The sequence below is a fragment of the Pseudomonas weihenstephanensis genome (assembly GCF_001043055.1).
GTDB lineage: Bacteria > Pseudomonadota > Gammaproteobacteria > Pseudomonadales > Pseudomonadaceae > Aquipseudomonas > Aquipseudomonas weihenstephanensis.
On sequence record NZ_JYLF01000001.1, the window covers coordinates 229,500 to 249,699 of the forward strand.

The 20,200-nt window shown below is 58.8% G+C and carries 19 protein-coding genes, 1 tRNA gene and 1 pseudogene; 13 read left to right on the forward strand and 8 right to left on the reverse strand.

The genetic code is table 11. The features are described from left to right. The first annotated feature begins 67 nt into the window (after positions 1-67). Positions 68-754, forward strand: a complete 687-nt coding sequence (locus tag TU86_RS01170; protein ID WP_048362480.1) for an energy-coupling factor ABC transporter permease — start codon at positions 68-70, stop codon at positions 752-754. A gap of 96 nt (positions 755-850) precedes the next feature. Here the strand turns inward: TU86_RS01170 and yacG are convergent, their stop codons facing one another. From yacG to TU86_RS01190, 4 genes are read right to left on the reverse strand one after another with little or no spacing between them, the layout of a single operon-like run. Next, the gene (yacG, locus tag TU86_RS01175) at positions 851-1,054 is read right to left on the reverse strand and encodes a DNA gyrase inhibitor YacG (RefSeq protein WP_048362481.1); all 204 of its coding nucleotides are present in this window, start codon (positions 1,052-1,054) and stop codon (positions 851-853) included. Next, on the reverse strand, positions 1,051-1,674 hold the full coding sequence (gene coaE / locus TU86_RS01180; RefSeq protein WP_048362482.1) for a dephospho-CoA kinase: 624 nt from the start codon (positions 1,672-1,674) through the stop codon (positions 1,051-1,053). Before coaE ends, yacG begins: the two co-directional genes overlap by 4 nt. A 1-nt stretch (position 1,675) precedes the next feature. Continuing rightward, positions 1,676-2,536, reverse strand: coding sequence for a prepilin peptidase (locus TU86_RS01185; protein ID WP_048362483.1), 861 nt, complete (start codon positions 2,534-2,536; stop codon positions 1,676-1,678). 2 nt (positions 2,537-2,538) lie between these two features. After that, a complete protein-coding gene (locus tag TU86_RS01190) occupies positions 2,539-3,756 on the reverse strand; it encodes a type II secretion system F family protein (protein ID WP_048362484.1) in 1,218 nt (405 codons plus the stop codon). A 221-nt stretch (positions 3,757-3,977) separates the two neighbouring features. Here TU86_RS01190 and TU86_RS01195 point away from each other — a divergent pair, with 221 nt between their 5' ends. Beyond that, complete coding sequence (locus TU86_RS01195; protein WP_048362485.1) at positions 3,978-4,385, forward strand: pilin; 408 nt, start codon at positions 3,978-3,980, stop codon at positions 4,383-4,385. 46 nt (positions 4,386-4,431) lie between these two features. Beyond that, positions 4,432-4,507: transfer RNA gene (locus tag TU86_RS01200), tRNA-Thr, on the forward strand. Positions 4,508-4,575: 68 nt separating this feature from the next. Here the strand turns inward: TU86_RS01200 and TU86_RS01205 are convergent. After that, positions 4,576-5,457 (reverse strand): LysR family transcriptional regulator, encoded by an 882-nt coding sequence (locus TU86_RS01205; protein ID WP_048362486.1) that lies wholly within the window; start codon positions 5,455-5,457, stop codon positions 4,576-4,578. 166 nt (positions 5,458-5,623) lie between these two features. Here TU86_RS01205 and TU86_RS01210 point away from each other — a divergent pair, with 166 nt between their 5' ends. The 4 genes from TU86_RS01210 to TU86_RS01225 all read left to right on the forward strand — a co-directional run bounded on the left by TU86_RS01210 (position 5,624) and on the right by TU86_RS01225 (position 9,855). Continuing rightward, the gene (locus tag TU86_RS01210) at positions 5,624-6,853 is read left to right on the forward strand and encodes a tetratricopeptide repeat protein (protein WP_048362487.1); all 1,230 of its coding nucleotides are present in this window, start codon (positions 5,624-5,626) and stop codon (positions 6,851-6,853) included. An 11-nt stretch (positions 6,854-6,864) separates the two neighbouring features. Next, entirely contained in the window at positions 6,865-7,797 is a 933-nt protein-coding gene (locus TU86_RS01215; protein WP_048362488.1) for a DMT family transporter, read from the forward strand. 67 nt (positions 7,798-7,864) lie between these two features. After that, positions 7,865-9,355, forward strand: coding sequence for a DNA-3-methyladenine glycosylase 2 (locus tag TU86_RS01220; RefSeq protein WP_048362489.1), 1,491 nt, complete (start codon positions 7,865-7,867; stop codon positions 9,353-9,355). Between the two features lie 2 nt (positions 9,356-9,357). Next, the gene (locus TU86_RS01225) at positions 9,358-9,855 is read left to right on the forward strand and encodes a methylated-DNA--[protein]-cysteine S-methyltransferase (RefSeq protein WP_048362490.1); all 498 of its coding nucleotides are present in this window, start codon (positions 9,358-9,360) and stop codon (positions 9,853-9,855) included. Between the two features lie 29 nt (positions 9,856-9,884). Here the strand turns inward: TU86_RS01225 and nadC are convergent, their stop codons facing one another. Beyond that, the gene (gene nadC, locus TU86_RS01230) at positions 9,885-10,733 is read right to left on the reverse strand and encodes a carboxylating nicotinate-nucleotide diphosphorylase (protein ID WP_048363012.1); all 849 of its coding nucleotides are present in this window, start codon (positions 10,731-10,733) and stop codon (positions 9,885-9,887) included. Between the two features lie 351 nt (positions 10,734-11,084). Here nadC and TU86_RS01235 point away from each other — a divergent pair. The 4 genes and pseudogenes from TU86_RS01235 to ampE all read left to right on the forward strand — a co-directional run. Beyond that, positions 11,085-12,224, forward strand: a pseudogene (locus TU86_RS01235) (DUF1631 family protein); the annotation flags it as partial. Positions 12,225-12,278: 54 nt separating this feature from the next. Continuing rightward, the gene (locus TU86_RS23830; protein WP_478002732.1) at positions 12,279-12,575 is read left to right on the forward strand and encodes a DUF1631 family protein; all 297 of its coding nucleotides are present in this window, start codon (positions 12,279-12,281) and stop codon (positions 12,573-12,575) included. Positions 12,576-12,668: 93 nt separating this feature from the next. Further along, the gene (gene ampD / locus TU86_RS01240; RefSeq protein WP_048362492.1) at positions 12,669-13,232 is read left to right on the forward strand and encodes a 1,6-anhydro-N-acetylmuramyl-L-alanine amidase AmpD; all 564 of its coding nucleotides are present in this window, start codon (positions 12,669-12,671) and stop codon (positions 13,230-13,232) included. Further along, positions 13,229-14,065: a regulatory signaling modulator protein AmpE gene (gene ampE / locus TU86_RS01245; protein ID WP_048362493.1), complete on the forward strand. Its 837-nt coding sequence runs from the start codon at positions 13,229-13,231 to the stop codon at positions 14,063-14,065. Before ampD ends, ampE begins: the two co-directional genes overlap by 4 nt. A 199-nt stretch (positions 14,066-14,264) precedes the next feature. Here ampE and TU86_RS01250 read toward each other — a convergent pair whose 3' ends face one another. Both TU86_RS01250 and cra read right to left on the reverse strand, forming a co-directional pair. Further along, the gene (locus tag TU86_RS01250) at positions 14,265-15,047 is read right to left on the reverse strand and encodes a TatD family hydrolase (RefSeq protein ID WP_048362494.1); all 783 of its coding nucleotides are present in this window, start codon (positions 15,045-15,047) and stop codon (positions 14,265-14,267) included. Positions 15,048-15,049: 2 nt separating this feature from the next. Continuing rightward, complete coding sequence (gene cra / locus TU86_RS01255; protein ID WP_048362495.1) at positions 15,050-16,045, reverse strand: catabolite repressor/activator; 996 nt, start codon at positions 16,043-16,045, stop codon at positions 15,050-15,052. A gap of 341 nt (positions 16,046-16,386) precedes the next feature. Between cra and ptsP the strand changes: the two genes are divergently transcribed. Then, positions 16,387-19,248, forward strand: a complete 2,862-nt coding sequence (gene ptsP, locus TU86_RS01260; protein ID WP_048362496.1) for a phosphoenolpyruvate--protein phosphotransferase — start codon at positions 16,387-16,389, stop codon at positions 19,246-19,248. Beyond that, positions 19,248-20,189, forward strand: a complete 942-nt coding sequence (gene pfkB, locus TU86_RS01265; RefSeq protein WP_048362497.1) for a 1-phosphofructokinase — start codon at positions 19,248-19,250, stop codon at positions 20,187-20,189. Before ptsP ends, pfkB begins: the two co-directional genes overlap by 1 nt. The last annotated feature ends 11 nt before the right edge of the window (positions 20,190-20,200 follow it).

The following is a 20,200-nucleotide window of genomic DNA, read 5'->3' on the forward strand; positions in this document are numbered from 1 at the left end:
CCACACAGGCTTTAAACAGGGAGGATTGAGCGGTGTGCTTGAGCAAGGTTAAGTGGGGGGCACGCGTATGATTGCCGCCGAGGTGTTATCTGCCCAAACGATGGTGATCGGTTGGCTGTTGTATGTGCCCGTTGTGCTGTGGGCAGTGGCGCGAGCGCCGTGGGTAGAACTATTTAGCGACACCCGGCGTCAGCATTTGCTGTTTGGTACTGTGTTTGCTCTGTTTTTGTTGTGGCTGGTGCGGCGCGACTTTGACACCGGAGTGTCTTATCACTTCATTGGGCTGACCGTCGTTACGTTGCTGCTGGATTGGCCGTTGGCGATAGTCGGCGCGCTGATGGCGCAAACAGGGTTGGTGTTGTTGGGGCGACAGGATCTGGCCGCAATGGGCCTCAATGGGGTGTTGTTGATTGTCTTGCCGATCGCGGTGACTGAAACCTGTGCTCGTCTGGTTGAGCGTGCGCAACCGCGCAATCCGTTTGTGTATATCTTTTGTTCCGGTTTTTTTGCTGCGGCCTTGGCGGCGCTGCTGTGTTTGCTGGTGGGGTTGGGGGTGTTGTGGCTGGACGGGTTGTTTGTAATGCCCGAGTGGCTGGAAGACTTTATCGGTTATTTGTGGCTGATCATCTTCCCGGAAGCGTTCATCAACGGGATGTTGGTCACGGCGCTGGTGGTGTTTTGCCCTGAGTGGCTGGAAACATTCAATCGAACCCGCTACTTGGCGGCGCCTTGGAAGGACGATGGTCCCTCGTAAGTCCCGTAGTCGCTGCCGGAGGCTGCGAGCTTTTGACATTTATCTGGAAAAGCTCGCAGCCTTTGGTAACAACTACGGTGATGAAGGGGGTATGGATCAGTGAGTGCGCGGCTCCAGATCTTGCGAAAACATGTCATCTTCCGCATCCGGGCTGACCGGGATTTTGTGTTCTTCGCTGGCCCAGGCGCCCAGGTCGATCAGTTTGCAACGGTCAGAGCAGAAAGGCCTGAAGGCGTTGGCAGCGTTCCATTGCACGGCAGTGCCGCAGGTTGGGCAGTCTACGGTCATCGGTTTGGTCATGATTGGCCTCCACTCAGGGTTAAATAAGTTTGATGCAGGCGCTCGACTTGGGTGTGTAGCGCCTTCAGGTCTTTGTCGTTGACCAGCACATCATCGGCAAAACTCAAGCGTTCTTCGCGGCTGGCTTGGGCTTTGAGGATGGCCTGAATTTGCTCTTCGCTGGTGTTGTCACGTAATAGCGTGCGCTGGATTTGCAGCGCTTGCGGCGCATCGATCACCAGCACCCGCTGTGTTGTGGCGTGCTGCCCGGACTCGACCAACAGTGGCGATACCAAAATCGCATACGGTGACTGCGCCTTGGCCAGGTTGAGTGCGATCTCTTCACGAATCAGCGGGTGCAACAGCGACTCCAGCCAAAGGCGTTGCTGCGGGTCGGCAAAAATCAGGCTGCGCAAGGCACCACGGTTAAGTTGGCCATCAGCCTGCAGCACGTCAGCGCCGAAATGCTCAACTATTTTTGCCAAGGCCGCACGCCCCGGTTCAACCACCCAGCGCGCGGCGTGATCGGCGTCCACCACATGAACGCCGAGCGCAGCAAAGTGCTCAGCAGCGGCACTTTTACCACTGCCAATCCCGCCGGTCAGGCCAAGAATCCAGGGTTTCGAGGAGGCGGTATTCATGTCAGGTCGCAAGTTGCCAATAGAAAGCGCTCATTTGACCACCCCAGAGCAATGCAATCCACCCGGCAATCACCAGATACGGCGCAAAAGGGATAGCCGTTGCCCTATGAGCGCGGCGCAAGCCCATCAACCCCAGGCCAACGACCGCGGCGACCAGTGACGAGAGCAAAAGGGTCAGCGGCAATACGGCTACACCGCCCCAGGCGCCAAACAAGGCCAGCAGTTTGAAGTCACCATGCCCCATGCCGTCCTTGCCGGTGATCAGTTTGAACAGCCAGAAAACCACCCACAAGCTCATATAGCCGATGGCGGCGCCCCAGACCGCCAGCGATAGCGTGGTGAACATCTCGAACGTGTTGAGCAGCAAGCCCATCCATAGCAGCGGCAGCACGATCACATCGGGCACGATGCGGTGTTTGGCATCTATGAGGCAAATGGCGATCAGCCCCCATGTCAGTAACAGCACCCAGCCGGTTTGCGCGTTGACCCCCAGGTACCAGGCGATGAAAGCGCAGATGAGTGCACAGGCCAGTTCGGTCAGGGGATAGCGCGGGCTGATGGTTTTTTTGCAGTGTGAGCATTTGCCGCCCAGCAGCCCATAACTGAGCAGCGGGATGTTTTCCCATGCTTTTAAGCGATGCTGGCACTGTGGGCAGTGAGACGCGGGTAAAAGCAGGTTATAGGTCGGACTCCTGGCTGGCGCGGGCTGCTCGAGCAGTTCGCGCGCCTGGGTTTGCCAGTCGTGCTCAAGCATCTTGGGCAGGCGCCAGACCAGTACATTTATAAAGCTGCCGACCAGCAGACCGAGCACTAAAACGCACGCGACAAAGGCATCAGGATGACGGCTAAAGAAATCGATCATGCTCAAATCACTTGGCCCAAGGTAAAAATCGGTAAATACATGGCGATCACCAGACCGCCCACCACGACACCCAATACCACCATGATTGAGGGCTCCATTAACGTTGTCAGGGTGTCGACGAGGTGATCGACCTCGCTCTCATAATAGGTCGCTACATGATTGAGCATGCCGTCCAATGTGCCAGATTCTTCGCCTATGGCTGTCATTTGAATCGCCATGCCTGGAAAGACGCGAGTATTGCTCATGGCCACATGGATCTGTGTGCCTGTGGCGACCTGATATTTGAGCCGCAGTACGGCCTCTTTGATCACGCAATTACCGGTAGCCCCTGCCACTGAATCCAGTGCCTCAAGCAACGGTACACCCGCCGCCAGGGTGGTGGACAACGTGCGGGAAAACCGGGCAATCGCCGAGATATGTTGCAGGTGCCCCAGCACGGGCAGCTTCAGCAGCCAGCCGTCCAGGCGCTGGCGCCAAGATGGCGAGTGCTTATAGCAATGACGAAGAGTGCCCAGTGCGCCCGCTGTCGCGATTAATAACCAGACGCCATGGTCTTGTAGCGCTTGCGACACGCCGATAACCCACAGGGTGAAGGCGGGCAACTGTGCATTGAACGATGCAAATATGCTCTGAAACTGCGGCACCACTTTGATCAACAGAATGGCGCTTACCAGTAGCGCTACCAGCAATATGGCGATGGGATAGGTCATGGCCTTTTTGATTTTTTGTGCCAGCGCCTCACGCTTTTCCCGGTCGCTGGCGATGCGTTGCAGCAACACATCCAGAGCGCCTGCCTGTTCCCCGGCTTCCACCAGATGGCAAAACATGGCATCGAAGTGGGCCGGTTTTTTACGCAGTGCGGCACTCAGGCTGGTGCCTGCGGCGATGTCGAGTGTGAGATCGGTCACCAGTTGACGGGTGGCCGGTTGTTCGAAACCTTTGGCGATGACCTCCAGCGCTTGCAGCAGCGGTATTCCAGCGTTGATCAGCGTTGCCAATTGGCGGCTGAAGAGCGTGATGTCTGACGAATTTACGGCGCGATTTATGAATGACTGAGCGTTGCCCAGGAGTCGAACTTTAGCTGCGTTGACACCTTGGCGCCGCAGTTGGGCGCGGATCATTGCGAGGCTGTTAGCCCTGATTTCGCCCTGGCGTCGCTCACCGTTTACGTCTGTGCCCTCCCAGCGATACAGGTGGGTATTGATTGCCAGCGTTGACATGCATTCGTCCTTGAAATGCAGCGCGATAAGCCGCGTTGTGTAGGTCCAAGCCTAGACAGGCTAAAAGCGACGTGCCGACAGGAGTATGCCTAAAGGTGTCGAACGCGGTTGTTCAGAAGCTTCTGACAACGATCCTTGATAGCCTGTGCGCACTTTTTGCCAGCTCAGCATGGGCATTGGCCCATATTCGCTGAGCCGCGTCTTATTTTTGGAGGCCACACATGAAACAACAACAGGGCATTACCTTGATTGAGCTGATGATCGTGGTCGCGATCATTGGTCTGATCGCTTCTTTCGCTTTACCGGCTTACAACGACCACACCATGAAGGCGCGGTTTGCCGAAGTGAACACCCTCAGCAACACCTATAAGACGGCCGTCGCCTTGTGCTACAGCGAAACCAACGATCTGGCGGCGTGCGACGCCGGCACCCACGGCATTCCTGGCCCGGCTGACGCGACCGACAATCTGGCCGCGGGTATGACCGTTATCGACGGCGTGATCACCATGACCGGCACCAAAGCGGCGGGTGGCTGGACCAGTGTGATGGTTCCGGCCTTGAGCAGCGCGGGTAATGCGCTGGTGTGGACGCAAAGCGGTACGTGCCTGGCCAGCGGTGCCTGCAAATAGCCACGAATTGCCCGGTGGTGCGAGCGGTGTTAGTTTTGCAGGCACCGCCGGTGTAGCTCAGTCGGTAGAGCAGCGCACTCGTAACGCGAAGGTCGCAGGTTCGATTCCTGTCTCCGGCACCATTTAAATAAACGCCCTGCCTGTGTTCAGGGCGTTTTTTATGGCGCGTCTGATGCTGGTGACGGGCTGTTCACCTTTGCTGCAAACCTGTGGCAATTTCGATAAAGGCCTTGGTCGCCGGGGAGGCGTGTCCTTCATTCAGTACCGCCAGGCCCACGCTGCGTTTGACCGGCGGGTCCAGCGGTTTTGTGACGTAGCTGCCAGCCTGTCGTAAAGGGCGCTCCGGCAGGGCCTGTTCGGCCAGTATGCTGACGCCGTAGCCCATCTCGACCATCGCCAGGGTGCTGATCAACTGCGCGCTGCGATGCAGTACGTTGGGCACTCGTTTTTGCGAAGAGAACAACCGTTCCAGCAATGGCCCGGACCCGGCCTCGGTCATGATGAACGGTTCGCGGCACAAGGCTTCAAGGCTCACGCTGGAGGCTGTGGCCAGGGCATGGTTGGCGGGCAAAATCGCTACCATCTGGTCCTCACACAGGGTGAAGGTGTCGAGCTTGTCTTCGGGTAGCACCACAAATCCGACATCTACCCGCCGCTCCTGAAGCCAGCTCACGACCTCCTGATCGGTGCCTTCATCGATGCGGATCTCAATATTGGGATAGCGCTGGCGATAGCGCTCCAGAATGCGCGGCAACAATCTCATCGACGACGATGGCCCAAAAGAGCCGATGCGCAGTGTGCCGCGCTTCATGCCACGGGCATCGGCTGCCTCCTGACGCATGGTTTCTGCAAGACCGAGAATCTCCCTTGCCCGCAGTAACAACTGTGCGCCGATGTCCGTCAGTTCGATGGCTGCTTGATGACGATGAATCAGCTCGACGCCCATTTCCTGCTCCAGCGCTTTGATCGCATGGGAGACGGCCGACTGGCTGATATGGAGTCGCGTGGCCGCCAGCGTGAAGCCGCGCAGTTCGGCAACTCGGGCAAACACTTCAAGTTGGGTGAGGGTCATCGTGGGTGTCTCATGAGCTTTTGCTAATTTCCGTATGAGCTAGCTTCTGCGCGAGTATAGGCGTGCAACCGGACATACCGGAATACAGCGGTGCAGGAAAGGTGACTGACCCTGACGCTTGAAGGGATTCGTAAAACATTATTCTGGATAACCGGACTATTTACGCATGAGCAACAGTGAATATGCTTCGCGCGCAGACGGCTGCTGTCGTCTCTGGCCTGACGTTAATACGCATTTTTTGTCGTTAAAGGGGCTACCGCCCGATGCGGTCCCTCGCACGGCGGCGCAACAGGTGTTGCACCCGTTGCTGGTCGGGTTTGATGCTATTGCCGGCTGCGAACTCAAAGAGTTTTATCGCTTCAAGATGCACTTGCAGAGACTGCCCGAGGCACCCGTTGCTTGCCCTGAACTGGTACAGGTGGTGGCTGCATTTCGCTGCTGGGTCGACTTTGACTACAGCGGCGCGCGTGCACTGTTTATAGCGCACTTGCATGAGTATCCCGGCGATGTGCTGACGGTGTTTTTTGTGCATATGCTGGATTTTTGCACCGGCAAGACCTGCGACCTGGTCGATGTGTTTGACATCTGCGACCCCTGTGTCGACGCGACGCACCCACTGTCTTCGTTCTATTTGGGGATCAAGTCGTTTGTGTTGTGCGAACGGTCAGAGTTCGAACAGGCGCGGGTGCTGGGGCTACAAGCCGTGGCGCAACGGCCCGATAACATTTACGCCATTCACGGTGTGGTGCATGCCCAGCACGAACAACAGCAATGGGCAGCGCTGTGCGAGTTCCTTGAGGGCTGCAAAGACAATTGGGCTTTCAATCCAGGCATGCGCATGCATATTTATTGGCATCTGGCGATTGCCTATTTGATGAGCAGTCAGTACGAACGTTCAACGGCCACGTTCCGAGAGTTCTACGCGCTCAAGGATTTTCGCTATGCCAAACAAGACCTCGATGCGGTCGGTTTTTTATGGCGCCTGAAGTTGCAAAACCTGGAAGACCGTCAATTCGATGAGTTGTGGCAAGACTTGTCGATTTTGTGGTCTGGCAGCATTGGCACCTCCACATCGCACTTTCACAACATGCATGCCGCGTTTGCATTTGCCGCCGCTGATCGGCCGTTATTGATTGATAAGTTGATCGCGGAAAGTGACGGTTTCGGCATCGAACCTGCGACCCAGCAAGTGGGTGTCGACGTGCTCAATGCCATCGCGTTTTTTGCCCGGGGTGCCTACGCCGAGTGCTATCAAATCCTGGCCGCCTCGCAGTCAGTGTGGTTGCGTCTGGGCGGCAGCCGGGCACAGCGCGAACTGTTGATGAAAACCATGAATATGGCCCAAAAAATGATGCCCTCGCATCAACCCCGAGCACGGCTCGTCAACGCGCTATAGGCCAAACCCTGATGAACAATGCTGTCGCATGTGCGCCGTTACACACCGGGTATACGGTGTATGCCAAGCTGGTTGCCGTGTCGTGTTTGTGGGGCGGCACTTTCGTGGCCGGGCGTTATTTGTCCACGGATGTGGCGCCACTGCTGTCGGCCAGCGTGCGTTTCGTGCTGGCGAGCCTGACGCTGTTATTGGTGTTGAGCCTCAAGGGCCAATTGGTGCGCCAGGTGACAGTATCGCAAGCCCTGCAACTGGTGCTGCTCGGCTTTTTTGGGGTGTTTGCCTACAACTTGTTTTTCTTTTATGGGTTGCACTACATCAGCTCATCCCGCGCGTCTTTGATCGTGGCGCTGAATCCGGCGCTGATTGCGTTGACGGCGTTTGCTTTCGGGCGTGAGCGCCTGAGCCGAATCAACGTGGCGGGCATCGCGCTGTGCATCATTGGCGCGATGACCGTCATCGTCAGCAAAAATACGGTGTCGCTGACCTCAGTGGTGGCGGGTGCCTGGCGCGGCGACCTGTTGATTTTGGGGTGCGTCATGAGCTGGGTGATTTACAGCGTTTTTGCCCGGGGCCTGGTCAGGGATATCGGTCCGCTGCACACCGTGACCTATTCCGTGCTCGCGGGCACCCTGATGTTGCTGGCAGCAGCAGTGGCGCAGGGTGAGTTGAGCGCCCACGCGCTGGCCGCCGTCAACAGCACCCAGTGGCTGAGCCTGATTTACCTCGGTGTGCTGGGGTCGGCGCTGGCTTATATCTGGTATTACGATGGCATCCAGAAAATCGGTGTAACCCAATCCGGGGTGTTTATTGCCCTCAATCCATTGTCGGCGGTGGTGCTGGGGATGCTGATTTTGGGGGAGCGCCTGAGCATGCCCATGTTGTTGGGCGGTCTGCTGGCCATCAGTGGCATCGTGCTGTGCAATCGTAAGGCCAAAATAACCTGATCAATGGTCAACATTGACGTCCGAAAATGGCGAGAACCGTTAAAAGCCCGGTGCTATTGTGCGGGCCATGAACACACACGACGCCTCACTCACTCCTTCTATTGCCGCGTGCGAAATCGCACGGCTGAGCCGTGATGCGCGCTTTGACGGGGTGTTTTTTACTGCCGTCCTGACCACGCGAATCTATTGCCGCCCGGTATGCCCGGCGCGCGCGCCCAAAGCGTCGAACGTTGTGTATTACCCCAGCGCGGCGGCGGCACAAGCACAGGGGTTTCGCCCTTGCTTGCGCTGTCGGCCCGAGCTGGCACCCGGTAATCAGCTGTGGTTGCAGGGTGAGCATTTAGTGACGCGGGCCTTGAAGCTGATCAACGAAGGGTTTTTGGCGGATAACTCGCTTGAGGCGTTGGCCCTGCGCCTGAATGTGGGGGCGCGTCAGTTACGACGCGTGTTTGTTAAGTATTTGGGGGCACCGCCGATGGCCGTGCACGCCACTCAACGCCTGTTGTTTGCCAAGCAACTGCTGACAGAAACGCATTTATCGATCACTGAAGTGGCGTTGGCGTCGGGTTTTGGCAGTGTCAGGCGCTTCAATTCAGCGTTTGCCGAAGCCAACCATGCCGAACCACGGGCCTTCAGGCGCAGTCCAAAAACACGCGCTGGCACTGCACTGGTCCTGCGCTTGGGTTACCGCCCGCCCTACGACTTCAATGCTGTACTCGGATTTTTACAACAGCGCGCCTTGCCCGGTATCGAACAGGTTGACGCGTTCAGTTATCAGCGGGTGTTTGGCCGTGCGCAATCGCCCGGCTGGCTGCGGGTTAGCGCGTGGCCCGCGGGGCAACACGCCCTGCAATTGGAGCTGTTGAACGTTGCCCCGGCACACATGCTCACTGTGGTGACACGCATTCGGCGTATGTTCGATCTGGACGCCGATCCGCAGGCCATCGCCCATACCCTGGGTGCCAGCCCCCAGTTGGCGCCCCTGATCGAGCGCTATCCGGGCTTGCGTTTACCGGGGGGCTGGGATGGTTTCGAAGTGGCTGTGCGTGCGGTGTTAGGCCAGCAAGTGAGTGTGGCAGCGGCGCGCACCCTGGCCAGCCGCATCGTGCAGCGCTATGGCACACCGATTGAAGCGCCGGGTACATCGGGGCTGGATCGCTTGTTCCCCGACGCTCAGCAATTGGCAGCCGCTAACCTGGACCAAATGGGCATCACCCAGGCACGTATCAATACCCTTCACGGCATTGCTCAGGCGTTGATTGAAGGGCGGGTTGATTTTGGCATGGAGCAAGCGCTCGACACCTTTGTTCAGCGTTGGGTACAACTGCCGGGGATCGGCGAATGGACCGCGCATTACATTGCCATGCGCGTCCTCAAACACCCGGATGCCTTCCCGGCCGCAGACTTGATCCTGCGGCGCGAGGCCAACCCTGATGGCCCGCCGCTGAGCACAAAAGCGATGCAAACGCTGGCCGAGAGCTGGCGCCCGTGGCGCGCCTACAGCGTCCTGTATTTATGGCGCGCAGCCACCGATGCCGCTGCGCTCAAGAGGATTTGACCATGTCTCAGATTTACTACGCGCAGATGCCATCGCCGATTGGTCCACTGTTTTTGGTGGCCGACGACGAAGGCTTGCGTGAGGTTCGATTTGAATGCGAGCGCAGAGCACATACCGCTCAAGACAGTTGGCTGCATGCGCCGCAAAAACTGGCTGAGGTCATACGCCAGCTAGAGGCGTACTTTGCGGGCGAGCGATACACCTTTGATGTATCGCTTAAACCTGGGGGCACCGAGTTTCAGCAAACGGTATGGCGGGCGCTGACCACCATCCCCTATGCCGTGACCACCAGTTATGGCCAACTGTCGCAGCAGATCCAGCGCCCGACCGCATCACGGGCTGTGGGGGCCGCCAATGGGCGCAACCCGATCCCGATCATCATCCCGTGCCACCGGGTAATCGGCAGCAATGGCACGTTGACCGGCTTTGCCGGTGGTCTGGCAGCCAAGCAATGGTTGCTGGCGCATGAAGCCAAGTGTCGAGGTTTTGTGCTGTCCTGACACCCGGCACCGGGTTAAGAGCGTGGCGCTTACAAACTCAGGCGCATCGACAAATCCACAGCCTTTACGTCTTTGGTCATGGCGCCAATCGAAATGTAGTCCACGCCCGTTTGTGCGATAGGCAGCAGCGTGCTTTCGTTGATACCGCCGCTGGCTTCCAGCTTGGCTTTACCCGCATTCAGACGCACGGCTTCACGCATGTCATCCATGCTCAGTTCGTCGAGCATGATGATGTCTGCACCTGCCGCCAGCGCTTCTTTGAGTTCTGCCAGGCTTTCGACTTCGATCTCTACCGGTTTGCCCGGCGCGATTTTATGCGCAGCGCTGATCGCCTGGGCGATGCCGCCGCAGGCTGCGATGTGGTTTTCCTTGATCAAAAACGCGTCGTACAAACCAATGCGGTGGTTATGACAGCCACCACAGGTGACGGCGTACTTTTGCGCCAGGCGCAAGCCCGGCAGGGTTTTGCGGGTGTCCAGCAACTTGACTTGCGTCTGCGCGACCTGGTCCGCCAACTGTTGGGCATGGGTCGCAACCCCCGACAACATTTGCAGAAAGTTCAGCGCACTGCGCTCACCACTGAGCAGCGAGCGGGCAGGGCCCTCAAGGTGAAACAACACTTGATTGGGGCTGACGCGCTCGCCATCGGCCACCTGCCAATGCACGGCGACGCGCGGGTCCAGTTGGCGAAAAACCGCGTCCACCCATGCGGTGCCGCTGATCACAGCGTTGTCGCGCGTAATGATCGTGGCCTTGGCCAGGCGTTCTGCCGGGATCAACCGTGCAGTGATGTCGCCGCTGCCAATGTCTTCGGCAAGCGCACGGCGTACGTTGGCTTCAATCTCGGCGGTGAGATCGGCCAGATGTAAATTCGGCATAACCAGCTCCACAAACAAAGTGCGCCGATTATAGGGCCATGCCGGGAGCGAACCCAAGGCGCGCGGCTGCGCCGTAGGCAAATGCCTGTAACTGTGTTGTTTGGGCCGCATCCCAGCATTTATTTGACCGTTCAGTAAATGAATCGCGCTGTTTAGTAGCACAAGGCTCGCCTTTTGCAAGATAATCAGCGCCTTGTAATTGGCGTCATAGCTTTGACATGCCATTAAAGTCCTAATTCAGATACACCGGCGAGTGCGATATGCACTGGCCGGTTTCTGTTTGCGAGCGTCAAAAGTGGCCTGTGCCACCTGTGCGTCATTCGCAAGCGAACACCGTTCCAGGAGGCTTGGATGCAAAATGACGGGAAAGTGGGACCTGCCCACTGGGCCACGGCAGAGCTGGCGATGCGTTCGCCACTTGCGCGCCTGCCGGTCATTTTGTTGCAGGTTCACGATAAAGCCGCGCAGCAGCTCAAAAACGGGTTGCAAGTGCTGTTTGACAGTGCCGATGAAACGCTGTTCGAGATGGCGGATAAAGCCCGGAGTGACGTCGAACAAAGCTTGTTTTTTGAAGCCATGCGCGACGTCAGGCTCAAGCGTAAATACATCGAGCGCGGCTTTCTTGACCGGTTTTTTGACGCTTTCAGTCAGTTGGCGCTCGCCGACCCCAGCGAGCGCACGTTGCAGGGTGCAGCCCCCGCAGGCGGGTCTTTTTCGCTGATGACCCATGACCTTGAGCGCGCTCAAGTGATCAATGCGATGGTGGGCCACGTCATGACGCGCGACCAGTTGGCGCTGTGCCAATTGACCACACGTCTCGCAACGCTCAGTTGCACCCCGCTGGATGATCACAACAACCCGTTGGGGCCGGGCATGTTGTGCGAATATTTTTTGCTGGCTGAGCGTGATCAGGGCATGGACATCAAGGTCAAGCTGATCATGTTGCAACTGTTCGAAAAGTACCTGCTCAGCCACACCACGCAGTTGTACGCCGATGCCAACCAATTACTGATTGCCACGGGTGTATTGCCAACGCTGAGCGAGAACGATGGCTGCTGCGGGGATAAAGCAAGGGGCACAGAAACGGCGGCCGTGGCTGAGGAGGCGAGCAACCTGGTCGGGTTGCTGTTTGAGTACATCGCCAAAGATCGCAATGTGCCGCCTGCGCTGAAATCGCTGATTGCCCAGTTGCAGGAGCCGATGCTGAAGATCGCGCAACGCGATCAAAACTTTTTCAGCTGTGACACCCACCCCGCCCGACGCCTCTTGAACGTGATTGCGGCGGCGGCCATCGGCTGGGACGTCAGCACGGATGAGAGCAGCGATCCGTTGTTCCGACAGATTGAATGTGTGGTGCAACAATTGGCTACGTACGCGGGCGACAATCGCACGCTGCTCGAAGCCCTGTTGCATGAGTTTTTGGTCTTTACCCACGGTGAGCGTTGTCGCATCGAACTGCTCGAGCAACGCACTCGCGAGGCAGAGCAGGCGCGTCTGAAACATCCACTCAAGGCGAGTGAGCGGGCTGCGCTTGCGCCACCCGCAGTGGATGAGCAGGACCACTTGGGTTTATTGCTGGTCAGCCAACTGCGCCTGGGCACCTGGATTGAGTTACAGGAAGACGAAGAGTTTCGCCTGCGATGCAAGCTGATCGCCATTCTGGAGCCGGGCGGCAAGCATATTTTCGTCAACCGCACGGGCATGAAAGTGCTGGAGCAAAGCCGCACCGACCTGATCGCTCAACTGCGCAATGGCAAAGTATTGCTACTGGATGACCGTTTACTGTTCGACCGGGCGCTGGAGTCGGTGATTGGTAGCTTGTACCAACGTAACGCGCAGTGACTGGCCTGCGGCTTTGGCGTCACAGATAGCTGCCAATTGAGCTGCACATCGCGGCATACTGCGCCTTTGGTTTTGCACGTTGAAGGAGTCTGTATGCAGCTGGACCCCACGAGCGGTTGGTGCCATGACGTGCGCCATTGCCCGTCGCCCAACTTCAATGAACGCCCGCGCGGCGAAATCTCCTTGTTGGTTATCCACAACATCAGCTTGCCGCCGGGGCAGTTTGCCACCGGTCAAGTCCAGACGTTTTTCCAAAATCAACTGGACCCCGATGAGCATCCTTTTTTTGAAACCATCAAGGAGCTGCGAGTCAGTGCGCATTTTCTGATTGAGCGCGACGGTCAGGTTACGCAGTTTGTCTCGTGTCTGGACCGTGCCTGGCATGCGGGTATTTCCAGTTTCGAGGGCCGCGAGACTTGTAACGATTTTTCGATAGGCATCGAACTTGAAGGCACCGATGATCAGCCGTTCTGCGACGCCCAGTATCAGGCGCTGATTGCTCTGACGCGGGAGCTGCAAACCCACTATGGCGACATTACCCTTCAACGAATATGTGGCCACAGTGACGTGGCACCGGGGCGCAAGACAGATCCAGGCCCCCATTTCGACTGGACGCGCTATCGCAGCGCGTTGCAGCACAGAGGAGACAATCAATGAGTTTTGTGGTGCTACTGCTGGCGATTCTGGTCGAAAAATTCTCGGCCTTGCGCCAGCGCCTTCAATGCGACGGCGGCTGGGTACGCGAGCTGAACAAGCTCGAAGCCTCGCCCAAACTGGCGAAAAACCCGTGGTGGGTGTTGATCATCCTGATTCTGCTGCCGGTCATGTTACTGGGGTTGTTGCTGGTGGTGCTCGACCCGGTGGCTTATGGCCTGCTGGCGTTACCGGTGCATCTGGTGGTGTTGATCTTCAGCTTGGGCCGGGGTGACTTGCTGGCAGATCTGGGGCCATTTCGTGATGCCTGGCGTCGGGGTGATCTGCAAGCAGCTGCCCATGTGGCCGAACGTGACATTAGCGTGCGGGCCGAGAATGGTGAGCAACTGCTGGAACACGTTCAGGCGCACTTGCTGTGGCAAGCCTACCAAAGCTTTTTTGCGGTGATTTTCTGGTACTTCCTGTTGGGACCGGTGGCGGCGCTCAGTTATCGCTTGCTGGCGCTGGCGGTCGAGCACGGCAAGAACCCCGAACTGGTCGAGCACGCTCAACAAATGCGTCATGCGTTTGACTGGCTGCCGGTGCGATTGCTGGCGGCCAGTTTTGCATTGGTCGGCAACTTCGCCGCGGTCAGCCGCGTGATGTTGCACGAACTGCTGAGCTGGGAAATCAGTGCAGAACAGTTGATCAACAAAGTCGGGTGTGCGGCGGCTGAACTTGCGCCACCGCAGACCGGCCCGGAAGGCGTTTCCAGCCTTGATGCCTTGTGGGAACTGCTGCTGCGTGCTGCCGTGGTGTGGTACGCCGGTTTTGCCGTGTGGACGTTGCTACTTTAAGACACAGGCCCAGCGCTCGCTAAACCCGTCAACGTGGCGCTTCAGAGGCACCACATTCACCGGGTTTACGATCGCTGCGCAATCGGACGTCGGCTTCGGCAACTGCTACATGAACCGCGATCATTACCCTGTAGTCGCTGACGAGTAATGCGAGGCTGCGTCCGGGCGCGCAGCGGTCGTGATTGCGGTCTTTAGCGGCTTATCGTGCCCAGTTAAACAGCGCGCACGCATTGGCCGTGGTGGCGTCGGCCAATTGCTCGGGGCTGATGTTCAACACCTCGGCCAGCGCCCGGCAAATGTTGGGCAGATGCTGCGGGCTGTTGCGCTGGTGGGGGTACATGGCTGGCGCCATGTCGGGCGCGTCGGTTTCGAGCACGAGGGCCTCCAGCGGCAAATCAGCCAGCACTTTGCGCAAGCGTAACGCTTGCGGCCAGGTCGCGGCACCGCCCACGCCCAGCTTGAAACCCAGCTTGATGTACTCGCGCGCTTCCTCGCGGCTGCCCGCAAACGCATGAATGATCCCGCCGCGCTTGAGCTTGAAACGCTTGAGTGTGGCAATTACCTGCGCATGGCTGCGGCGCACGTGCAGCAGTGCCGGCAGATTAAAGTCTGCGGCCAACTGCAACTGACCTTCAAACAACCGCTGTTGAGCGTCGCGGTCCAGTTGCGGGAGAAAGTAATCGAGGCCGATTTCACCCACCGCACACAGCTGCGCATGCCCGTCCAGCCGGGTCAGCCATGCCCTCAGCTCAGTGAGGTGCTCAGGGCGATGCTCATTCAGATACACCGGGTGTAAGCCAAACGCGGCATACAAATGAGGGTCGGTTTGCATCAGGTCCCACACCCGTTGCCAGTGACGCTGATCGACCCCCAGCACCACCATGCGCTCCACCCCCAATGCCCGACTGCGCGCCAGCAGCCGCGTACGGTCGGCGTCAAAGTCGGGGAAGTCGAGGTGGGTGTGGGTGTCGATCAGTTGCATGCTTAAACCTGATCAATACGCTGTTTGAAGTTACGTGCAATGGCGTGGATGCCGGGTGCGTAACGTTGTTCTTCAATGGCGGCCAGAGCGAGATTGAGTGCCGTTTCGGCGATCAACTGATGCTGTTGGCCCATGGCATTCACCGGTAAGGGCAAGAAGTCCAGCAACTGCGTGTCGCCGAAGGTGGCGAGACGCGTAGGTGCTTTGTGCTCCGGGTGATCGAGCAAGGCATCAAACATCCCTTGCAGCAGCACGTAAGAGGTTGTGACCAGCGCTTCAGGAAAATGCCCCAGGCGTGCCAGCAAATCATCAATCATGCGTCGCCCGCATTCGCGGCTGAACGCGGTGCCATGCTCAATCAGTACGTCGCCTTCAAAACCTTCCAGCGCCTGCTTGAAACCCGCCGCCCGTGCCTGACTCACGCTCAGTTCCGGGCGCGCGCCGATCAGGGCGATTTGCCGTGGCATGGGCTTTAACACACTACGGGTCAGCTGCAGGCTGGCTTCACAGTCATCACTGATCACCGAGCAAAACCGTTCGGGCTGCATCGTGCGGTCAATCGCGATAATGGGCATGCCCAGGTCTTGCAGTTGACGGTAACTGTCGTCTTCTTCTGGCAGGCAACTGGCCACAAACAAGGCGTCGCATCGTCGGGCGCGGAACAGCTTGAGCAGTTGGCGTTCGCTGTCGGGAGCGTCGTCGGAGCTGGCGATCAGCAATTGATACCCACGGGCGCGGGCACCTTGTTCGAGTTGCTTGGCAATGCGCGCGTAACTGGGGTTTTCAAGGTCGGGCAGGATAAAACCCAGTGTGCGGGTATGCCGGCTGCGCAAACCTGCGGCCTGCGGGTTAGGGGTGAAACCATGCGCCTCGACCACCGCGCGTACGCGCTCCACCGTCGTGCTGCTGATGCGTTGCTGTTCAGCTTTGCCATTGATGACATAGCTGGCGGTGGTCACGGAAACACCTGCCAGTTGAGCGATATCGCTGAGCTTCACGCCGATAATTCCTTATTTTTTATAGTACATGTCGACATTCTGGCCAATCCTACCCGATAAAGGCAGCCGACCATCGTCTGCCTTATTGCTACTGTATTTTTTTGCAGCGTCGTCCACATGACGCTGATCAATGCGACAGGTTGGGCTTCAAGCGCGAGCGATTATGCAGTAACGTGCCGCACATTCATGATTAAACGTTTCAGCAAGCGTGTTTTGTAGCCGTAAGCCCCTGTATGGATGTGCTTGCCACACATCGGGTGACCTAGTGAGGGGCGGGCGGCCTAAGCTGATTAAATTCAAAACAATACCGGGCGCCACGGAGCGCCGGATAAGGAGAACGCATGCTTGAGCTCACCATAGAGCAGATATCCATGGGCCAATCGGCTGTGGATAAGTCTGCTGCGTTGCAATTACTCGCCGATAAGCTGGTCGCCGACGGGTTGGTGGCCGAGGGCTATCTGGACGGTTTGCGAGCGCGTGAGGCTCAAGGTTCGACTTTTCTGGGGCAGGGCATTGCCATCCCTCATGGCACCCCCGACACCCGCAACCTGGTGTTCACCACCGGTGTGCGTTTGTTGCAGTTTCCCGAAGGTGTGGACTGGGGCGATGGACAAATGGTCTATCTGGCGATTGGCATTGCCGCCAAGTCCGATGAACACCTGCGTTTATTGCAACTGTTGACCCGTGCCTTGGGTGAAACCGATCTGGGCGAAGCCCTGCGTCGCGCCAGTTCTGCTGAAGCCTTGCTCAAACTGTTGCAAGGCGCACCGCAAGAGCTGGCGCTTGATGCGCAAATGATTGGCCTGGGTGTGTCGGCAGATGACTTTGAAGAGTTGGTGTGGCGCGGTGCCCGTTTATTGCGCCAGGCCGATTGCGTAAGCAATGGCTTTGCCGCCGTATTGCAACAAGTTGAAGCGCTGCCGCTGGGCGACGGCCTGTGGTGGTTGCACAGCGAGCAAACGGTCAAGCGTCCGGGGTTGGCGTTCGTCACGCCCGATAAACCGATCCGCTACCTGGGCAAACCGCTCAGTGGCCTATTCTGCCTGGCCAGTCTGGGTGAAGCGCATCAGGCACTGCTCGAACGCTTGTGCGCCTTGCTGATTGAGGGGCGCGGTCACGAACTGGGCAGTGCCACCAGTCGGCGTGCCGTGCTTGAAGTGTTGGGCGGCGAACTGCCCGCTGACTGGCCAAGTGCCCGCATCACCTTGGCCAACGCCCACGGGCTGCATGCGCGCCCGGCAAAAATCCTTGCGCAGTTGGCCAAGCGGTTTGACGGTGACATTCGCGTCAGCATCGTCGGCGGCCATGAGTCGCCAGTATCGGCCAAGAGCCTGAGCAAACTGCTGAGCCTGGGCGCTCGGCGTGGGCAAGTGCTCGAATTTGTGGCCGAACCGAGCGTGGCCGACGACGCGTTACCGGCGATTTTAGCGGCGATAGAAGAGGGGCTGGGCGAAGACGTTGAACCGTTGCCTGCGGTCAGCGAAGCGGCCCCGACAGTTGCCGACATTGCGCAAATCATCAGCGCCCCGGCGGCTGGCAGCGTCATTCACGCCATCGCGGCAGCGCCTGGCATCGCCGTGGGTCCGGCGCATATCCAGGTGTTACAAACCTTCGACTACCCGCTGCGCGGCGAGTCATCAGTGGTGGAGCGCGAGCGCTTGCACAACGCATTGGCTCAGGTGCGACAGGACATTGAAGGTCTGATTCAACGCAGCCCGTCCAAAGCCATCCGCGAGATTTTTATTACCCATCAGGAAATGCTCGACGATCCGGAGCTGAGCGATGAAGTCGACAACCGTTTGAAGCAAGGCGAAAGCGCAGAAGCGGCGTGGATGTCGGTGATCGAAGCGGCGGCGCGTCAACAGGAGTCGTTGCAGGATGCGTTGCTGGCCGAGCGTGCCGCCGATTTACGCGACATCGGTCGCCGTGTGCTGGCCCAACTGTGTGGCATCGAAACGCCAGCCGAACCCGAGCAGCCTTATGTGCTGGTGATGGATGAGGTGGGTCCCTCTGATGTGGCGCGCCTTGATCCAGCCCGGGTCGCGGGTATTTTGACCGCCCGCGGCGGGGCCACGGCCCACAGCGCCATTGTCGCCCGTGCCTTGGGCATCCCGGCGCTGGTCGGTGCGGGGGACGCGGTGCTGTTGCTCGCGCCAGGCACCCAGCTACTGATAGATGGCCAGCGTGGCCGCCTGCACGTTGCCCCGGACGCCGACGCGTTACAGCGCGCCACGCAAGAGCGTGACAGCCGCGAACAACGCTTGCAGGCCGCCAGTGCATTGCGTCACGCGCCTGCGGTGACCCGCGACGGTCATGCGGTCGAGGTGTTTGCCAACATCGGCGAGAGCAAGGGCGTGGCCAATGCCGTCGAGCAGGGCGCCGAAGGCATCGGTTTGCTGCGCACCGAACTGATTTTCATGGCCCATTCCCAAGCGCCGGATGAAGCCACGCAAGAGGCCGAATATCGCCGCGTGCTCGACGGTCTCGACGGCCGCCCTTTGGTGGTGCGCACTCTGGACGTGGGCGGTGACAAGCCGCTGCCGTACTGGCCGATTGATAAAGAAGAAAACCCGTTTTTGGGCGTGCGTGGTATTCGCCTCACGCTGCAACGCCCGCAGGTGATGGAAGGCCAGTTGCGTGCCTTGCTGCGTTCGGCAGACAACCGCCCGCTGCGCATCATGTTCCCGATGGTCGGCAGCGTCGCAGAGTGGCGTGCAGCGCGGGACATGACCGAACGTCTGCGCCAGGAAATCCCCGTGGCCGACTTGCAGCTGGGGATCATGATCGAGGTGCCTTCGGCCGCGTTGCTGGCTCCGGTGCTGGCCAAAGAGGTGGATTTTTTCAGCGTCGGCACCAACGACCTGACGCAATACACCCTGGCCATCGACCGTGGTCACCCGACCCTGTCGGCGCAGGCCGATGGCTTGCACCCGGCGGTGTTGCAACTGATCGACATCACCGTGCGTGCGGCCCATGCCCACGGCAAATGGGTGGGGGTGTGTGGCGAGTTGGCGGCAGACCCGCTGGCCGTTCCCGTGCTGGTGGGGTTGGGGGTGGATGAATTGAGCGTCTCGGCCCGCAGCATCCCGGAAGTCAAAGCGCGGGTGCGAGAGTTGAGCATGGATCGCCTTAAAACCCTGGCCGCCGACGCGTTAAGTGTGGGCAGCCCGGATGAAGTTCGTGCATTGGTGGAAGCGCTCTAATGGCCAAAATTCTGACCCTTACGCTGAACCCTGCGCTGGATTTGACCGTGCGTGTGGCGCAGTTGCAGCCCGGCGAAGTCAACCGCAGCCAGGCCCTGTTGACCCACGCGGCGGGCAAGGGCATCAACGTTGCGCAAGTGCTGGCCGATCTTGGCCACACGCTGACCGTCAGCGGCTTTCTCGGCGAGGATAATCAACAGCCTTTCAACGCCCTGTTTGCCCGTCGTGGGTTTGTCGACGCCTTTATTCGGGTGCCGGGTGAAATCCGCAGCAACATCAAACTGGCCGAAGACGATGGTCGCGTCACTGACGTGAACGGCCCAGGCCCGCTGGTCAGTGAATTCGCCCAGCAAGCGCTGATCGACAAAATCGACCAGATCGCTGCCAGTCATGACGCGGTGGTGGTGGCGGGCAGTTTGCCGCGAGGTGTCAGTGCGCAGTGGTTGCATCACTTGCTGCTGCGGCTCAAGGCGATGGGCTTGAAAGTGATTCTGGACACCAGCGGCGAAGCCTTGAAGCAAGGCTTGAGCGCAGGGCCGTGGCTGATCAAGCCCAACACCGAAGAACTCAGCGATGCCCTGGGCTGTGACATCAGCAGCCTTGAATCCCAAGTGGCCGCCGCTGCGCGTTTGCAAGCGCAAGGCGTTGAGCATGTGGTGATTTCCCAGGGGGCTGACGGTGTGAACTGGTTTCGCCCTGGTCAGGCACTTCAGGCCTTGCCGCCCAAGGTCAGCGTCGCCAGCACCGTGGGCGCCGGTGACTCGCTGTTGGCGGGCATGCTGCATGGCCTGCTCAGCGGGCATACCCCGGAACAGACCGTGCGCACCGCCACGGCGATTGCGGCCATGGCGGTCACCCAGATTGGTTTTGGTATCAGCGATGCGGCGCACTTGGCGACGCTCGAAAGCGGCGTGCGCGTGCGCTCCCTGACAGAAGAATAAGAGGCAAGGAC